Source organism: Legionella yabuuchiae, from assembly GCF_900640115.1.
In the GTDB taxonomy this organism is placed as follows: domain Bacteria; phylum Pseudomonadota; class Gammaproteobacteria; order Legionellales; family Legionellaceae; genus Legionella_A; species Legionella_A yabuuchiae.
Genome location: NZ_CAAAIW010000002.1, coordinates 147,354 through 164,814, shown reverse-complemented (window position 1 = coordinate 164,814; position 17,461 = coordinate 147,354). Strand labels below are relative to the sequence as shown.

The window sequence follows — 17,461 nt, the reverse complement described above, 5'->3', positions numbered from 1 at the left end:
GCTGACGCTCTAAAAGCATCGCTTGATTAAAAACTAGCTCCAACGCACGCCCTATAGCGCCGTCCTCTCCAGATAATAGTTCCAAAAGTTGGCTAGTTAGACTAATATCATCTTGTGGCTTAATCATTTTTTATTCTCTTTCATTATCCAAATAAAAGAGTAGAAAATGGTTGGCCACTCCGCCAATCAAAAATAATTTACAGAACTAATGATGCACTAACTCTTAAACCTAATTGAAAATGAGAAAAATATAAACGAATTTCTTCATAAAACACTTAAATTAATAGGTAGCGGTTTGCGTGTTGAGTTCAGTGGATTATGGTTAATTGAGGAAAACAGGTTACGCTGTGTTGACACATGGTATGAAAAGAACAAGCTTCTTATTGAATTTAATAAGAACATTTACAAACATGCGTTTAAATTTGGAGAAGGTTTTCCAGGAGTAGTCTGGAAAACAAAAAAAGCCTACTGTATCCCGAATTATTCAGATGACCCTGCATATCTTCGATCTAGATACGCAAAAGAGGCTGGATTAAACAGTGTTATGGGCATACCTATTAGTTATCAAAACAAAATTTTTGCCATCTTGGAGTTTTTCTGTCAGGACACTAGGCAACCTGATGCTGAATTATTAACCATGATGGATGACATAAGTAAAACTATAGGGAAATTTATTGTGCATACGAACGCAATGGAGCAAATACAACGTATTTCTCACTATGATTTATTAACAGAACTCTTAAATCGCCCTGCATTGGAAGATGAATTAAATAGCCTGATAGAAAAGGAAAAAACAAAATCAATCGGCGCTGTAGTAATTGATATTGATCGTTTTAAATTAATCAATGAAGCGCTAGGACATGAATTTGGTGACAAAATATTAAAATCAGTCGCAACAAGATTAATAGAGTCAATGGCTGACGGGAAAATTGGCATAGGTCGATTGGGGACTGACAAGTTTATCCTGTATTTCCCAGATGCAACGAGACAAAACACCTTTGAATATGCTCAAACAATTCAACGTATATTCAAAGCTCCATTTCAAGTTGACCAAGATACAATGCATTTGACGGTATGCATAGGAATTGCTACGTATCCAAAAGATGGATTGGACAGTAAATCATTAATAATAAATGCTGATTTAGCTGTGGCCAATGCGAAACAAGAACGAGGAAATAGAATTGGTTTTTTCACTAAAGAATTGCCTTTCTATGCTTCAGAAGCGATTGCTATGGTAGCCGACTTACGAGAAGCGATTAAGAGCGAGAATCAATTTATTTTGGAATACCAACCGCAAGTTGATTTAAAAACGGGTGATATTTGCGCTGTGGAAGCTTTAGTACGATGGCAGCATCCGACAAAAGGATTAATGTATCCTGATAAATTTATTCCGTTCGCAGAAAAAAATAATTTAATTATCCCTTTAAACGAACATATTTTGTATATGGTTTTTCAGCAAATTAGTTTACGGAAATTAAAAACTCCAGTATCTATCAATATTTCTGCGCAACAATTTGAAGATGGTTTCCATCTAGTGGAATTTCTTGAGTCGATGAGGAAAGAATTCACAGTCAATACAAAACAGATCGAGCTAGATGATATAGGCGCGGATTTTTGGACGAAAAAAAGGTATTTTTAAGAGCTATTCTTCTAATATAAGAGGAGAATAGAATGACCAAAAAGCGAAATTATTACACTGCATCAAAAAAATCAAAAATCGCACTTGCTGCAATTGAAGGGAAATTGACACAGGCCCAGTTAACCAGCGAATATGGCGTACATGCTACCCAAATTAAGGCTTGGAAGCAAACGGCATTACAAGCGATATCTGATGCGTTTTCCAACGCCCGAGACAAAGATAAACAAATACAAACAGAGCTTGTCGATGCCTTATATGAGGAAATTGGTCGGCTCCAAGCACAATTGTCTTGGTTAAAAAAAAAGTTTCCACCTGAGCCTAGATGACAAACGAAAGCTAATCGATGGTAGCGCTGAAATAACGATCCGAGAGCAGTGCATGCTACTCGGATTGAGCGTTTCCAGTTATTATTATAAAGCGTCTCCGATATCGGCAGAAGATGAGCGATTAATGGCGCTGCTGGACGAACATTATCTTCAATATCCATGTGAGGGTAAAATTAAGCGCGCACAGTGGCTATCAAAAGAAGTTGGTTATCCTGTTGGTAAACGTCGTATCAAGAGACTTATGGGGGTCATGGGGTTAGAAACCGTCTACCCAAAGCCAAATACAAGCGTTCCGAATAAAGAGTACACCGTGTATCCCTATCTATTGCGAGATATCGATATCACAAAGCCCGATCAAGTATGGGCGGCTGATATTACCTACGTTCGGATGAAAGGCAGCCACGTTTATTTGCTCGCCATTATGGATTGGTATAGTCGCTACGTGATTCAATGGGCGGTTTCACCAACGCTTGAGGCTGAATTCTGTGTGGAAGCACTTAGAAATGCTTTGTTGCAAGGACGATGTGAAATATTTAATACCGATCAGGGGGCTCAATTTACCTCAAATGATTGGATTAATACGCTAAAAACTCACAAAATCTCTATTAGTATGGATGGACGAGGCCGGTACCTAGACAATATTTTCATAGAGCGCTTATGGCGCAGTGTTAAGCAAGAAAAACTCTATCGGTATTCCTTTGAAACAATCGGTGAAGTTGAGCTGGCATTAACTGAATACTTTGATTATTATAACAACCGAAGACCGCATCAGTCTTTTGGATACATCACACCAGCGAGTATGTATTTGGGACATAACCAAAAAGCATGAGTTCCGTGTGTCATGGCTTACCCACAGGGTCCACAGGCCTATCCGAGACGATGAAAGCTCTCCTGGCCTATGGACTTGTGGATAAGCCATTCTGAGAGTGAGGTGATTAAACTAACAAACCGGGAATAGCTCTTATTTTTCCTGAATTTTGTTCCAGATCCCCGGACCTATTTAAAGAAATCACTGAAAACATGCTTATGGAAGATACAGAGCATAACATCGCTGTTTTAACAGCAATTCATCAGCTAGGATTTCAGATAGCAATTGATGATTTTGGTACCGGTTTTTCATCATTCAACTATCTTAACCGTTTACCGGTTCAAAAAATTAAAATAGACAGGATTTTTATTAGTGGAATACCTACTAATTTGAACAATGTTAAAATTGTAAAGGCAGTGATAGCACTTTCACATTCGCTTAATAAAACAATAGTGGCAGAAGGGGCGGAAACAAAAGAGGAAATTGAATATTTAAAGCAGGAAAATTGCGATATTGTTCAGGGGTTTTATTATTATAAACCCATGTCATTTGATGATTTGAAGGTCGTTTTAGCAAAAAACAAAAAACATTGAGCCTGATTTTTGGCAACATTCCAACCAAAGCCGGCTGTATGCAGACAGAAACATCAACGAAAGCCTATGAGCTAGTTTTTTTAAGATAGCAAGTCTTCAAAAAACCAATGAGTATATTAAGAGTCTTTTTGTGTATATTCCATTTAGCCAGGCAAAAAGCCCCGTAAAAACGGGGCCAATATATTATAAAAAAATATTACTTTAAAAATATAATTACTCAGCTGGTTTTTGAGCCTCATCTTGCTGTCCAGTTTGCTCGGCAGGTTTAGCAGGTTCTGCCGCTGGTCTAGCTTGCTCTTCAGCAGCTTTAGGTTGTGCAACAGCTTCATTGCCAACTTCAGGCTGCTTTGGTTTCTCTTCACCACCACAAGCCGTCAGTGCTAAACCCATTACACCAGCGGCTAGTAATATGGCCAATTTTTTCATTTTTTATCTCCCTATTTTTTGATTTTTTTAAAGAAGTTCCCTACATCAGTCTAGCAAATATTTTCAGTATTGGAAGGATTATCGTCTTACTTTATCATTTTAATCAACGTTTTGATATGCTGCTGCTTAGTACCTGACAAAAAACACCCGGGTCTGTTGCTTCTCGATCAATTTGAAAGCGGGTGAGAAAAATCAGCTATGTTAGGAGCGTCAACTCCCTTTTTTCAATGCCGAAATAACCCCAAACTGGGGTTACGCTCATGAAAATCGTGACTCTAGAATTGAGCAACAAGTTTCCCCTTTTTTAATTAAAAGCTATCAAGTCTAATGATGGGACACCTTGGCGCACATATCCTTACTGCTTCACTGAAATCCATAGTCAGCAATTGTTGGCTGGGCATCTTCGTTTCGCTGCAGGCTCAGGTCGGTTTGAGAGCGGGTCTGGTGAGGTGAAAAACCTAAAGCTCGCTCCCACACCTGAACTCAACCCTTGAAAAGGGTCAGGGCCAGCAGGGTCAGAGTCAAGGATCGATGGCAATATATCCTGAGTAGTATCCATAAGAAAGTCAACGGTCGGTATTCCTGTAGCTAAAAACCCTTCTAGCCAAGACAACTCATCCTCTGGTTGTTGGTTCAACAAATCCAGGTAAGGTGCAACGAGCTGATCGCCACTTTGCTCGGAACTCTTCCGCTCTATCAGACGATTTAAAATTTGCCCCCGTTGGATTCCGTTAACACCCAAAAGTGCCTCTCCTGTTAAGCCCAAAGAAAGCAAGAGCCTTTCATGCTGCACAATCTCCTCAATGTTTTTAGAGCCGCCAATATGCCCCACAATCTTGACAATGTCCTTGCTAGTAAACTGCAAGTCGCGAAGCGTTTTAAAATTCACCAGCACCGCACCTAGGTTTTTAGAGCCACCGATATGTCCCACAATTTTGACAATATCCTCGCCCGTGAACTGTAATGCGCGAAGTGCCTCAAAATGCTCTAGCACAGCGTTCAGGTTCTTAGAGCCGCCATCGTGACCCACCATCTTCAAAATGTCCTGGCCCGTGAACTGTAATGCGAGAAGCGCTTCAGAATGCGCCAACACTGCGTTCAAGTTTTTAGAGCCGCCCTGATGCGCCAAAATCTTGACAATATCTTCGACCTGGAACTGTAACGCGCAAAGCGCTTCAGAATGCGCCAACACCGCGTTCAGGTTTTTAGAGCCTCCGCCATGCCCCACAATTTTGACAATGTCCTTGCAGTTGAACTTCAATGCGCGAAGCGCTTTAAAATGCAATAGAACGGCGTTCAGGTTTTTAGAGCCGCCATCATGGGCTACGATTTTCAAAATTTGCTCGCCGGTGAAATGCCAATCGCGAAGCGTTTTCTCATGCTCAAGGAGCATTTCTATATTTTTCTCGCCGCCACTACGCGCAGCGACTCGCACGATCGTTTCATTAATATCAAGCTCCCAGCCAGTAATCATCTTTGTTAAAGAGGCGTAATTAGCTAACACCACATTAGCTACAGCAGAAGGTAGTTTTTTTTTAATAAACTTATTTGCTTGAACTAGAGTAAAGCCTGCTTTGACAAGCTGCTCAACGTCAGAAGGTCCACATTTTTGTTTTATCACATCAACTCCTGTTATATACCCGTAATCTTTCAAAATGCGTGTTTTTAGGCGCCTTTATTTTTTGTCCTGCCGCATTTTAAAAAGCGAGTAATGACTCATTCCCTTGCGAGTTTTTTAAAATGCGGCAGGGCGAAAAAGAAAAAGCATAAATCACGCATTTTGAAAGATTACGGGTATATACCCAATCTAGCCATTTAGGCTCCGCGTTGTGCCACAGGTTGCACACTTCCTCTGGTTATTTTAAAAGCAATGAACTCACCGAATTAATTAATAACCACGTGAATTGTTAAACCAAAAACTAACTTACAGACATGCAGCCATGCTGCTATTTCCTGGTAAACTTTATTACTTTGGGGAGGCTTTAAAAATTGCATAAGCCTGCGCTTGAAGCAGCCCATCGAATTCTCCTTACGAGCAAAGATAATACAAAACAATTTGTAGCATTACCGTGTAAAAAAGATGCGTTACTGACTTCAAAGATATCCTTTGTTAGAATCCAATCAAGTTTTTATAACCTACTTTGTCGATTATGTCATCCAACCACACCCCCATGATGCAACAATATTTACGGATTAAAGCGGATTATCCTGATATGTTGCTTTTTTATCGTATGGGCGATTTTTATGAGTTATTTTTTGATGATGCGAAACGAGCAGCAACGTTACTGGACTTAACCTTAACCCACCGCGGTCAGTCCGATGGTAAACCCATACCAATGGCAGGAGTTCCTTATCATGCTGTGGAGAATTATTTAGCTCGATTGCTCAAAAAAGGAGAATCCGTCGCCATTTGCGAACAAACCGGAGATCCGGCTACGAGCAAAGGTCCTGTTGAACGACAAGTCACTCGGATTATTACCCCTGGAACGGTGACGGATGAAGCGCTTTTAGAGTCGAAACGCGATCATTTGCTCTTAGCTATATATGAAAGCGAGCAACATTATGGGCTTGCCTGGGCTGATTTGAGCGGTGGCCGATTTCACTTGTCTCAATTAGATAATAAAGAGCAATTAATTGCTGAGCTAACCCGTTTAAATCCCGCTGAGATCTTATTACCTGAATCTAAAATCCACCACGATTTAGCAACAATCTTTACTGTAAAACAAAGGCCGATTTCTGATTTTGATTTAAGCCAAGCTGAAAAAAAAATAACACGGCAATTTTCAGGCCACTCCCTTAATGACTTGGGAAAAGCCGAATGCCCCAAAGCTCTTCCAGCAGCAGGCTGTCTCTTAAACTATTTGCACATCACCCAAAGACAAGCATTGCCCCATTTGAAAGCAATAACCATTGAGCGAACCTCAGATTTTCTGCAATTGGATGCCTCTACCCAAAAACATTTAGAATTGTTCGATACCCATCAAGAGCAACGCGATTTAAGTCTCCTTGCCCTTGTAGATAATACCGCGTCCGCGATGGGTAGTCGTTTACTAAAGCGCTGGCTTGGACGACCACTTCGTCAACATTCAGCCATTCTTAGACGCCAACAGGCGATTCATGATTTGCAGCAATCTAAGCAAGAAGGTGCCATTCACCATCTTCTCAAACAGATGTGTGATGTGGAACGAATTACAGCTAGAATTGGATTAAAATCCGCTCGACCACGAGATCTAGTTCTCTTAACAACAACGCTAGCCTTATTGCCTGAGTTGACTCAATTGCTAACCCACTGCCAATCTAATTTAATTACCCAATTACAAGCCGAATTAAACCCCTTACCAGACCTTCATGTCTTGCTACTTCAAGCCATCAATGAAAACCCTCCCATGCTGATTCGTGATGGCGGCGTCATTGCCAAAGGCTTTGATGAAGAGTTAGATGAATTGCGTGAATTAAGTGAGCACGCCACTGATAAGCTGTTGCAATTAGAACAAGAAGAAAAAAAACGTTCTGGCATTTCTGCATTGAAATTTGGTTACAATCGTGTCCATGGCTACTACATTGAGCTCAGTCGATTACAATCAAACAAGGTTCCAGATTATTATCAACGCAAGCAAACCTTAAAAAATGTTGAGCGATTTATCACGCCGGAATTAAAAACGTTTGAGGACAAAGTATTATCGGCGCAATCAAAAGCGTTGGCCCGTGAAAAATGGCTTTATGAGCATCTATTAGAATCCATTCAATCGTATCTATATCCGCTCCACAAAATAGCTCAAGCCATTGCAGAGTTGGATGTGTTGAATAATCTTTCCGAACGCGCGCAATCTTTAAGCTGGAATTCACCAAGCTTAACTGATAACCCTGGAATTCACATCAAGGCAGGAAGACACCCTGTAATTGAACAGTTATTACAAGAACGGTTCATTGCAAATGATTTGGAACTTGAACCTTCAAAACACGTTTTGTTGATTACCGGACCCAATATGGGCGGTAAATCAACGTATATGCGCCAAACCGCATTAATTGTACTCTTAGCTCATATTGGCAGCTATGTTCCTGCTGAGGCAGCCACCATAGGGCCAATTGATAAGATTTTTACACGCATTGGTGCCAGCGATGATCTAACCTCCGGTCGCTCAACGTTCATGGTTGAAATGACGGAAACTGCGCATATTTTAAATCATGCCACAAGCCAAAGCTTAGTTCTTATTGATGAAATTGGCCGTGGCACAAGCACCCATGATGGTATGGCGTTAGCGTATGCGTGTTGTGCTTATTTAGCAAACGACATTAAAGCCTACACATTATTTTCTACGCATTATTTTGAGCTAACCCATTTGCCTGAACAATTCCCTTCTATTCACAATCGGCATTTGCAAGCGTTGATGACTGAACAAGGCATTGCGTTTTTATACCGTGTAGAGCCTGGCCATGCCACGCAAAGCTATGGCCTTGAGGTTGCGGCCTTAGCAGGAATCCCCAAAGCGGTACTGACATTAGCGACCCAGCAATTGCAACAAGCAGAAAATCAAGTCAAACCGACTAAAGCCAGCAATAAGCCATCACTTGATTCAAGGATTGAAGCTCTACTCTTTGAAGTGGATGCCGATGCTCTTACCCCAAGAGCGGCATTAGAGTTGATTTATCGTTTAAAAGCGCTAAAGGCTGCTGATATAACGGAATAATGTTATAGTCATCTAAATCATGCTTGACAAAAACAAAGATTTAAAATTGATTAATAAATTTCTAATATACACGCTACTTATACTAGTCTGTTGGCTTATGGAAGCCTCAGCTTTTGCTGTGAAGTTAGACATTACAGGGGTCAAAAGTAACGTTCAACAAAACATTCAGACTCGTCTTTCTGAATTATATCGTAACGAATCAATAGCGCAGGATCCCGAAGAAGCCGTTCGAAAGCAAATTGAAAAAGCCATGTATCCGTATGGCTATTTCGCTCCTAGAATACGTGTTTTAGCCCGTTCTCATCAGTATCTAAGGGTTCATATTAACCCCGGACCTAAAATGAGAATAACAAGTCTATCGATTCAAGTTACTGGCGAAGGAGCGAACAATCCTGAGTTGTTAAAAGCGTTACAAGACCTCCCTATTAAACAAGGTCAACTTTTTTTAAGCCCCAAATACGATGAAGCAAAAGAGTCCTTATTAAGCGCGGCTGAACATGAAGGCTATCTTCATGCTACGTTTGAACAATCCGAAGTATTAATTGATCGTAAACAGTATACCACCCACATCACACTGGTATTTAACACAGGACCACAGTTTTATTTTGGTCAGGTTAAATTTGATCCCACGTATGTTAGCCCAGAGCTATTAAGACGCTATCTTCCTTTTCAACCAGGACAACCCTATTCAACAGAACAACTTCTAACCCTTGAATCGACTCTTTCAGCAAGCGGTTATTTTAGGTCCGTTGTGGTCAAGCCACAAATTGATTCGGATCGCACCGTACCCATTGATGTACATTTAGAACGGGTTCATCGTATTAATTATACGTTAGGTGTGGGTTATGGTACGGACACCGGGCCAAGAGGACGAGCAGCCTTACATGTGGTGCCAGTTAACCGGGCGGGCCATAAATTCAACGCCATTGCCCAAGGCTCTTTTAATGAAAACGCCTTATTAGCGCAATATGTGATTCCAGGAAAAAATCCCATCACCGATAATTACAACATCACAGGGAGTGTTTCAAATCTGGATTACTCTAGTGGTTACAGCAATTCGTTTCTATTCTCGCTCGCTCACCAACATATTAAAAAAAATCATCAAAGAGTCTTATCACTGAATGCTTTATCAGAACGGTTCAACTACACCGGCTTCCCTAAAACCACAAAATCCCTCTTCTATCCAAAAGCGGTGTTAACCTGGTCTCATACGACCGATCCCTTATTTACTCCAACGGGGTATAATATTACCCTCAATGGATTCATCGCTCCCAGCATCGGCCAAGCGACAATCGATGCAAAAGGCGCATTAACCATTGATGTCATACGAACCCGTTTGTATCTTCATGGCATTCAAGGGATCACTGGAATTAACAATATATATGAGTTGCCGGTATCGCTTGCCATGTTACTCGGTGGCGCTGAAAATTTAAAAGGTTATGGCTTTAACTCAATTGGTCCTGGCAAAATTATGACTTATGGTGGCGTTGAGGTACAAAAAGAATTCATTGATAAATGGTATCTGATTGGATTTTATGACGTGGGAGACGTATATAAGCCAACACCACAAGCAATGCAATATGACGCCGGGCCTGCTTTAATGTGGGTGTCTCCGATTGGACCCATTAAAGTTGGAGTAGCGTTTCCAATGACCAATCGTTTTAAACGCGTGCCAGGAAGGGATCCAAAACTGGTTATTAACATGGGGCCAGATATCTAATGATGCGATATTTAAAACAGTCAATATATATTTTGTTAAGTGTTTTTATCGCCTTCGTTGCTGTATTAGCCTTTTTCCTAGCAACTACCGCAGGACTTTATACGACCATTAAGCTGGTTGATGCGTTTATCCCTGGGCATTTAACCATTAAAAACCCCGAAGGACGTTTAATTGATCGGTTCTCTTTTCAGGAGTTAGTGTATGAAGATGATTCAAAACAAATCAAATTGGTACAAGGTCAAGTTAATCTAAAACCCCTGCCTTTAATCCGCCAAGCATTAACAATTAAACAACTCCATAGCGAGAAGCTCTTTATCAAAATCAAAGACACTTCTGAGGTGATCGAAGAAACGGCGGAAATTGACTTTGAATTTCCAAAGCTTCCGGTCGAGATTCATATCCATGATCTCACACTCGATGCCGTCGAAATTGAGCAGCTAGGCACAACTCGTATAATCAATCATATAAATTTGCAGGCAAAACTTAATAATCAACTGTGGTCCATTAACCATTTGGGAATCAAACATGTTGGGTTTTCATTTGATTTAAATGCTGAAATCCAGCCTAACCCCCCTTATCATACAATGGCTACTTTAACGATTTCAGAAGTTAAAAAACATAAACGAGCGCTGCAAGGGAACATTCAATTATCGGGTGATTGGTCTCGTTATCAGTGGAAAGGTCAGTTTTCTGGTCCCCTAAAAGGCAAGTTACAAGGTAACTTACAAAATGGGCATCAAATTCAATTAAACGCGCAATGGCAAAATGCCAAGTGGGCTTTAAATCCTAATTATGACTTACTCAGTAAAACAGGGTCTTTAGAAGTTACAGGAACCTGGCTTGATATGAATATTAAAGCCAACACTGCATTTGACCGTCCAATCACTGCGCAATTATCCCTAAGAACCCAAGTAAAACACCAAAAGGTTACAGCTCGCGGCGTTTTAAAAATGCCTCAAGGCAATATTATTAGTAATATTTCATTTGATCCCTCCGCTAAAACGCAGTTCTTTGGCGAAGTACTTTCAAAATCCCTTTCTTTTGAATCAGAAGATACTCCCATTTCTCATTTAGAATTCACAACCCACTTCTCGGGTAACTCATTTGCTTCTTTATCCTTAAACACATCTTTTTTAGCACAATATCAAGCGCATCTTTTACGTGGCGAGATCCAATATCAAAAAAACGCCTTTAACGGCAAAGTTTCACTCGGACCGAATGAACTCACGTTCAAGGGCAAAAGCCCCTATCAATGGGATGCTCACGCGTTACTTCCACAACCAGAGAGTTTGCATCCCGCTTTAACTGGACTCAATACCATCATCAAAGCCGATGCGAACATAACAGGGCCTCAAAATGGACAAATAGAACTAACTGTAAATCCAGGGAGTTATCGCGCTACCGATCAAGAACAGTTACCTTCAATATCTTTTGCTGGTGGCAAAATAACTGCTCAGTTAACGCCAAAGGGGTTATCTGGTGACGGCAAGCTAACTATTGATCGCAATAAACATATTAATCTTAACGTTTCGATGCCACAATACAGCTTAGTCAACCCCTACTCATCTAATCAGCCTATTCAAGGGGCTATTCATCTTAATATTGACTCTCTTCAATTCTTAAATGGAATAAGCCCCACCGTTGAAAAACTACATGGCCAGTTAACCATGAAATTAACCGCGTCAGGTACGCTTGGAAATCCGGCTCTTAAAGGACTCCTTAATCTGCAAAATGCTAGTGTTTACTTTCCCAATCTGGATGTCACCTACAATCCAGTCAATCTTGAGATTCAAACCGAGAATAATCAATGGAACTCAACCGGAAGCATTGTTTCCCAAGGTAATACCTTAACGGTAAACGGCCAAGGTCGGTTTTACCCAACGGTCATGGGAGAAGTTACTCTTAAAGGCGAAAACATTCCGGCCATGAATACCGCTGAATATTCCATCAATATTTCGCCTAACCTAATTATTCAGTTTGAGCCTAATGCGATCGCAATTAAAGGCTCGGTTTTAGTTCCCAACGCTGAAATAAAGCCCATTACCTTTAGCGATACGGTTAGTCTTACTGAAGACGCTGTGTTTGTAAGCCAAAAAAAGGAAACCACGCCGCTTACGATCACAACCGATATTAATTTGAACATGGGAGAAAATGTTCAATTAGATGTCAAAGGTTTAACCGGGAATTTAGTTGGAGGCATTCGAATTCAAAAGCTCCCTGGTTCCGATCCATTTGCCGTAGGAGAGCTTAGAGTTCGCGATGGAAAATACCAGGCTTACGGTCAAAACCTCACCATTAAAGAAGGACAATTAATTTTTACCGGGGGGTTGCTTACCAATCCTGGTATCCGAATCAGAGCCGTACGCTTTTTCAAAAACGCCAGCAGCTTCGCTCCTTCCAATGAAATGTTTGACTTTAGCACCGGAAATCTAGAGACCTTTGATTTAGGTGGCAAAGTTACTGTTGGGGTTGAGGTTACCGGACGAATTAATAATCCCAAGGTAAAACTGTTTTCAATTCCATCCAATCTATCGCAGGCCGATATTCTTTCCTTGATGATCTTAGGTAAGCCTGCTAGTCAAGCCAGCCAGTCCGGAGGACAATTGCTCTTAACGGCCATATCAGCGATGGATCTTGACTCAGGCACTAAGGGCGCGCAACTCATTAATCAGTTAAAAAACACGCTTGGATTTGACTTTAATTTGCAGCGCTCAGCCTCCTATGATCAAGCCACTAACGAGGTAAATCAGAGTACGGCTGTGGTCATTGGAAAATCTATCACCAAACGGTTGTATCTGAGTTATAATATGGGCTTATTTCAAAATGATGGTAATGTTTTAACCATTAAATATCTATTAAATCGGTACTTCAGCATTCAAATAAGCGCTGGCGATACTGGCAATGGCATTGATTTTCTATACAACCATACGAAGGATTAACATGACGTCTTATTCCATCCCTCTTCGCTTAAAACGCTTAAGACAATCTTCACCCATTCGTACGCTAGTCCGTGAAAACCACTTGCAGATAAGCCAACTCATCGCGCCTTTGTTTATTAGTGAAACGTTGCAGGTAAAACGCGAAATTAAATCCATGCCCGGTCATTACCAATTAAATTTAGCGTCGCTTTCAGAAGAAATCGAATCGTTGACTGACTTAGGAATTTCTGCAGTAATCTTGTTTGGCATCCCGGCCCACAAGGATGCCGAAGGAACCGCTTCGTTAGATATAAATGGCATTATTCCCCAGGCTATTAAAACCATTCGTCAAATCAATCCCAATATGATTATTATCGCCGATGCCTGTTTTTGTGAATACACTGATCATGGTCATTGTGGTGTTTTAAAACACGATCACATCGACAATGATAAAACCCTAGCGTTACTTGGCCAACAAGCGGTTTGCTTCGCCGAGGCAGGCGCCGACTGGATCGCCCCTAGCGGCATGGCCGATGGCATGGTCGGAGCTATTCGGCAAGCCTTGGATCAAGCAGGTCATTTTAATACAGCCATATTAAGTTATGCGGTGAAATACAACTCAAGTTTTTATGGTCCCTTTCGCGAGGCGGCTGAAGGCGCTCCACGATTTGGTGATCGCAAAACCTACCAAATGGACCCCGCCAATGGCTTAGAAGCCATCCGTGAAGCAACACTCGATCTCGAAGAAGGAGCTGATGTCTTAATGGTTAAGCCCGCTATGAATTATTTAGATGTTATTTTTCGACTCAAACAAACTTTCCCGGAAATTCCCCTTTGCGCCTATCAAGTCAGCGGTGAATTTTCTATGATAAAAGCCGCGGCAAAACTTGGCTTAATTGATGAAGAGCAAGCGATGTATGAAAGCTTAATCGCCATTAAGCGGGCTGGAGCCGACATGATCATTACCTATTTTGCCAAGGATATTGCTAGACTTTAAATCTTTTCCAAAACTTCTTGTAAATGCTTAACGGCATCGACTTCCATTGCCACCGTATGTTTAGGCGCGTTGGCAAAGGGCACAATAGCGCGTTTAAACCCGTGTTTTGCGGCTTCTTTTAAACGCTCTTGACCACTTTGTACCGGTCTTATCTCACCAGCTAATCCTACTTCACCAAAAATGATGGTTTTACTATCAAAGACGCGATTCCTTAAGCTTGAAACAATTGCGGCTAACAAGGCTAAATCGCTACCTGTTTCGGTGACTTTTACTCCACCAACCACATTGATGAATACATCTTGATCATAAGTTGCGATCCCCCCATGGCGATGCAATACGGCTAATAAAATCGCCAAGCGATTTTGCTCAAGCCCCGCCGTAACTCGCCTGGCTTGCGGGGCATGAGTTTGATCCACCAAAGCTTGGATTTCAACCAACATTGGGCGCGATCCCTCCCATGTCACCATGACTGCACTACCAGGAGTAGGTTCGGGTTGGCGGGATAGAAAAATTGCAGAGGGATTTGCCACTTCTTTAAGTCCGCGATCGGTCATTGCAAACACACCCAACTCATTGACTGCACCAAACCGATTCTTAATGGCTCTAATCACACGAAATCGGCTATCGCTTTGTCCTTCAAAATACAACACACAATCCACCATATGCTCTAAGACACGCGGGCCTGCCAAAGCCCCTTCTTTCGTTACATGTCCTACTAGAAATAAAGCTGTTTGTGTGGATTTTGCGAAACGAACCAATTGCGCTGCTGATTCGCGCACCTGGCTAACGCCACCTGGGGCGGATTGTATTAAGTCGGTAAAGATGGTTTGAATCGAATCAATTACCATCACTCGCGGCTTTTCTTTTTGAGCTTGTGCAATGATGGTTTCAACATTGGTTTCAGCTAATAGTCTTAATCCACCAAGCGGCAGTTGCAGGCGTTTCGCCCTTAAAGCAACCTGTTGCAATGACTCCTCGCCCGTCACATAAAGAATGGTTTGCTGTTGAGAAAGATTCGCTAACGTTTGCAACAATAATGTGGATTTGCCGATACCAGGGTCGCCCCCAATTAAGACCACCGAGCCATCGACTAATCCTCCACCCAAAACCCGATTCAACTCAGATAGCCCACAATCCATTCTAGATTCTCGATCCATGATCACATCTTCTACGAAAGTGACTTCGGAGCGTTGATTTGCATAATTGGCTATACGGCTATTTTTTCCAGCAGCAGGATGTATTTCTTCGACCAAGGCATTCCAAGCACCACATTGCGAGCACTGCCCTGCCCACTGCGAAAAATTAGCCCCACATTGATTGCAGGTATATTTAGTTTTTTGTTTCATTGTCGTTAAACGGATTTGTTGCGTTGCCTTATCATATACGCAAGATACTAAAGAATAAATTAAATCTACCCATTAAAATTTCCATGATAACGTTAGCTCCTCTCTCCACCACACACAGCGTAGGGAAAGGAAGCAAGGATGAAGGGCGTATTTTTTTATGATTCTTGCAACCTTAGACTATGCCAGTATAATGGCTTGATTTGTCCAAGAGAGAATGGCGATGACCAAGCCCACTCAGTTTGAAAAATCCTTATCTGAACTTCAAAAAATCGTCGCCCAGCTTGAACAAGGGGATTTAACGCTGGAAGAATCTTTAAAACAATTTGAAAAAGGCATCACTCTCGTAAAAAAATGCGAAGAGGCTTTAAATCAAGCCGAACAAAAAATTGAATCGCTTTCCGAGAGCAAAACGGCCACAAGTGATGAATCAAATGAATAAGCGTTCTCCATCCACTACCCGCGTCCTGAGCAAGGAAGCTAGCGATATATCAAGAAGCTTAGATCCCGCGGTCAAGCCGCCGGGAATCGGCTTGGAAAAATCCGTTATGAATGAGCAAACGCTGCAGGAATTAATCGCTCGTCATGAGACTATTTTAAACCGCGTTATCGAGCGAGCTGATATTCCGGCAACCAAAATCAAAGATGCGATTCGTTATTCTCTATTTCCCGGTGGAAAACGATTACGACCCATGCTGATTTATTTAGTTGGGACTATGATTCATGCTTCTTTGGATAGCTTAGATTACATCGCGGCTGCCATTGAAATCACTCATTGCTACTCATTAATCCATGATGACTTACCGGCCATGGATAACGATGATATTCGTCGCGGCAAGCCAAGTTGCCATTGTGCTTTTGATGAGGCCACAGCCATATTGGCAGGTGATGGTATGCAAGCCCTAGCCATTGAAATTCTATTCACCCACCTTCCAAGGCATTTATCTGAAAGCAAAACCATCATGATTGCAAAAGAGCTTGTAAAAGCCAGTGGACCCTCTGGAATGGTAAGTGGGCAAGCGTTGGATTTGACGGAGTTATCAAATCCCAACATTGATGAAATAAATCTTTCTCGTATTCATCAGTTAAAAACAGGCAAGCTAATCCGCGCTTGCGTATTAGCCGCTCTGGCGGCGGGAACACCCACCGCTGAGGAGGCTCGTGCTTTAGAAAGGTTTGCCAACCATTTTGGATTGTTGTTTCAAATGCAGGATGACTATTTGGATCGTTATCAAAGTAAAAACTTAGGCAAAGGACGCTCATCTGATTTGGCAAATAAAAAAGTTACTTATGCAACCTTATTTAAGCAGCACGATTTGATCCAAAAAATCAGCGAACACTACGATAAAACGTTTAATGCCCTGAGTTGTTTTGGTAATCGAGCAAAAACTATTTTGGGCATCTTACATGAGTTAAAGCAAAACATTAAATAATAGACGTAGTTGGAATTCCATTGTAATTTTTGATGTTGTCATAAGGTGATTTTATGAGTAGTTTTTATTTGAAGGGTTTAATTGCATTAACGACATTAGCCATTGCGACGATCGCTTTTCTTGCATTCTTAACAAGCACTTCAGTAGCGACAACCGCAGCGGTCACAACTGGTGCTTTGACGCTAACGGCAGGAATTGGAGCCAGTGTTGCAGTCGGGGCTTTAATACTAGTTCCTTTATTGTTGATTATTGGCGGCGTCTGCTTACTTCCTTGTTTATTTGGCAACAATCGTCATCATTACGTCCACACACACTCATATTCCGGTCCCAGTGTAAACGTCACTGGAAGTCGGTTTTTTCATCCCTACCCTGGTGGCTATCATTATCATAACGCAACTCCACATCATCACAGAGGCGACGCTCATCACAGCCATAAATTTACCCAAGTTTTCCCTTCTTCTCATGTTCATCATCATGACGCCCACCCAAGCGATGGAAGAGCTGGCCATTCTCACCAAGGTCCAAGTTCTGGCGTAAGAGTAAGATAAAGGATTTTTCTTTCGCTTGATC

Annotated in this window: 14 protein-coding genes and 1 pseudogene; 11 read left to right on the top strand and 4 right to left on the bottom strand. The window is 41.6% G+C overall.

Going from position 1 to position 17,461, the window contains the following annotated elements:
• Window positions 1–127 (bottom strand): annotated as a pseudogene (locus E1O47_RS12675) (IS256 family transposase); the annotation flags it as partial.
• A 105-nt stretch (window positions 128–232) separates the two neighbouring features.
• Here E1O47_RS12675 and E1O47_RS01530 point away from each other — a divergent pair.
• The 4 genes from E1O47_RS01530 (at window position 233) to E1O47_RS01515 (ending at window position 3,366) form a co-directional block, all read left to right on the top strand.
• Window positions 233–1,639 carry a diguanylate cyclase domain-containing protein gene (locus E1O47_RS01530; RefSeq protein ID WP_341272521.1) on the top strand — a complete coding sequence of 469 codons (1,407 nt, stop codon included), beginning with the start codon at window positions 233–235 and terminating at the stop codon, window positions 1,637–1,639.
• A gap of 32 nt (window positions 1,640–1,671) precedes the next feature.
• A complete protein-coding gene (locus E1O47_RS01525) occupies window positions 1,672–1,965 on the top strand; it encodes a hypothetical protein (protein WP_133129500.1) in 294 nt (97 codons plus the stop codon).
• Window positions 1,966–2,017: 52 nt separating this feature from the next.
• Entirely contained in the window at window positions 2,018–2,794 is a 777-nt protein-coding gene (locus E1O47_RS01520; RefSeq protein WP_242601955.1) for an IS3 family transposase, read from the top strand.
• Between the two features lie 125 nt (window positions 2,795–2,919).
• Window positions 2,920–3,366 (top strand): EAL domain-containing protein, encoded by a 447-nt coding sequence (locus tag E1O47_RS01515; RefSeq protein ID WP_341272520.1) that lies wholly within the window; start codon window positions 2,920–2,922, stop codon window positions 3,364–3,366.
• A gap of 213 nt (window positions 3,367–3,579) precedes the next feature.
• Here the strand turns inward: E1O47_RS01515 and E1O47_RS01510 are convergent, their stop codons facing one another.
• Entirely contained in the window at window positions 3,580–3,792 is a 213-nt protein-coding gene (locus E1O47_RS01510) for an alpha-fetoprotein enhancer-binding protein (RefSeq protein WP_133129497.1), read from the bottom strand.
• Window positions 3,793–4,171: 379 nt separating this feature from the next.
• Window positions 4,172–5,413 (bottom strand): TAL effector repeat-containing protein, encoded by a 1,242-nt coding sequence (locus tag E1O47_RS01505; protein ID WP_133129496.1) that lies wholly within the window; start codon window positions 5,411–5,413, stop codon window positions 4,172–4,174.
• Between the two features lie 529 nt (window positions 5,414–5,942).
• Between E1O47_RS01505 and mutS the strand changes: the two genes are divergently transcribed.
• The 4 genes from mutS to hemB all read left to right on the top strand — a co-directional run bounded on the left by mutS (window position 5,943) and on the right by hemB (window position 14,115).
• Complete coding sequence (mutS, locus tag E1O47_RS01500) at window positions 5,943–8,480, top strand: DNA mismatch repair protein MutS (protein WP_133129495.1); 2,538 nt, start codon at window positions 5,943–5,945, stop codon at window positions 8,478–8,480.
• A gap of 97 nt (window positions 8,481–8,577) precedes the next feature.
• Entirely contained in the window at window positions 8,578–10,200 is a 1,623-nt protein-coding gene (locus E1O47_RS01495) for an autotransporter assembly complex protein TamA (RefSeq protein ID WP_242601954.1), read from the top strand.
• Window positions 10,200–13,139 carry a translocation/assembly module TamB domain-containing protein gene (locus E1O47_RS01490; RefSeq protein WP_133129493.1) on the top strand — a complete coding sequence of 980 codons (2,940 nt, stop codon included), beginning with the start codon at window positions 10,200–10,202 and terminating at the stop codon, window positions 13,137–13,139. Before E1O47_RS01495 ends, E1O47_RS01490 begins: the two co-directional genes overlap by 1 nt.
• A 1-nt stretch (window position 13,140) precedes the next feature.
• On the top strand, window positions 13,141–14,115 hold the full coding sequence (hemB, locus tag E1O47_RS01485) for a porphobilinogen synthase (protein WP_133129492.1): 975 nt from the start codon (window positions 13,141–13,143) through the stop codon (window positions 14,113–14,115).
• On the opposite strand, the gene radA is transcribed toward hemB, so the two are convergent.
• The gene (gene radA / locus E1O47_RS01480) at window positions 14,112–15,461 is read right to left on the bottom strand and encodes a DNA repair protein RadA (protein ID WP_133129491.1); all 1,350 of its coding nucleotides are present in this window, start codon (window positions 15,459–15,461) and stop codon (window positions 14,112–14,114) included. The two genes, hemB and radA, sit on opposite strands and share 4 nt — an antisense overlap.
• 220 nt (window positions 15,462–15,681) lie before the next feature.
• Between radA and E1O47_RS01475 the strand changes: the two genes are divergently transcribed.
• The 3 genes from E1O47_RS01475 to E1O47_RS01465 all read left to right on the top strand — a co-directional run bounded on the left by E1O47_RS01475 (window position 15,682) and on the right by E1O47_RS01465 (window position 17,439).
• Complete coding sequence (locus E1O47_RS01475) at window positions 15,682–15,900, top strand: exodeoxyribonuclease VII small subunit (protein ID WP_207384274.1); 219 nt, start codon at window positions 15,682–15,684, stop codon at window positions 15,898–15,900.
• A gap of 106 nt (window positions 15,901–16,006) precedes the next feature.
• Window positions 16,007–16,891 (top strand): polyprenyl synthetase family protein, encoded by an 885-nt coding sequence (locus tag E1O47_RS01470; RefSeq protein ID WP_133129511.1) that lies wholly within the window; start codon window positions 16,007–16,009, stop codon window positions 16,889–16,891.
• 53 nt (window positions 16,892–16,944) lie between these two features.
• A complete protein-coding gene (locus E1O47_RS01465) occupies window positions 16,945–17,439 on the top strand; it encodes a hypothetical protein (RefSeq protein ID WP_133129489.1) in 495 nt (164 codons plus the stop codon).
• Window positions 17,440–17,461 lie beyond the last annotated feature (22 nt).

Bases quoted from the DNA above. Each gene is read 5' to 3' on its own strand.
- E1O47_RS01525 (WP_133129500.1), top strand. From the start codon at position 1,672: ATGACCAAAAAGCGAAATTATTACACTGCATCAAAAAAATCAAAAATC.
- E1O47_RS01520 (WP_242601955.1), top strand. From the start codon at position 2,018: ATGCTACTCGGATTGAGCGTTTCCAGTTATTATTATAAAGCGTCTCCG.
- E1O47_RS01510 (WP_133129497.1), bottom strand. From the start codon at position 3,792: ATGAAAAAATTGGCCATATTACTAGCCGCTGGTGTAATGGGTTTAGCA.
- mutS (WP_133129495.1), top strand. From the start codon at position 5,943: ATGTCATCCAACCACACCCCCATGATGCAACAATATTTACGGATTAAA.
- E1O47_RS01495 (WP_242601954.1), top strand. From the start codon at position 8,578: ATGGAAGCCTCAGCTTTTGCTGTGAAGTTAGACATTACAGGGGTCAAA.
- E1O47_RS01490 (WP_133129493.1), top strand. From the start codon at position 10,200: ATGATGCGATATTTAAAACAGTCAATATATATTTTGTTAAGTGTTTTT.
- hemB (WP_133129492.1), top strand. From the start codon at position 13,141: ATGACGTCTTATTCCATCCCTCTTCGCTTAAAACGCTTAAGACAATCT.
- radA (WP_133129491.1), bottom strand. From the start codon at position 15,461: ATGAAACAAAAAACTAAATATACCTGCAATCAATGTGGGGCTAATTTT.
- E1O47_RS01475 (WP_207384274.1), top strand. From the start codon at position 15,682: ATGACCAAGCCCACTCAGTTTGAAAAATCCTTATCTGAACTTCAAAAA.
- E1O47_RS01470 (WP_133129511.1), top strand. From the start codon at position 16,007: ATGAATGAGCAAACGCTGCAGGAATTAATCGCTCGTCATGAGACTATT.
- E1O47_RS01465 (WP_133129489.1), top strand. From the start codon at position 16,945: ATGAGTAGTTTTTATTTGAAGGGTTTAATTGCATTAACGACATTAGCC.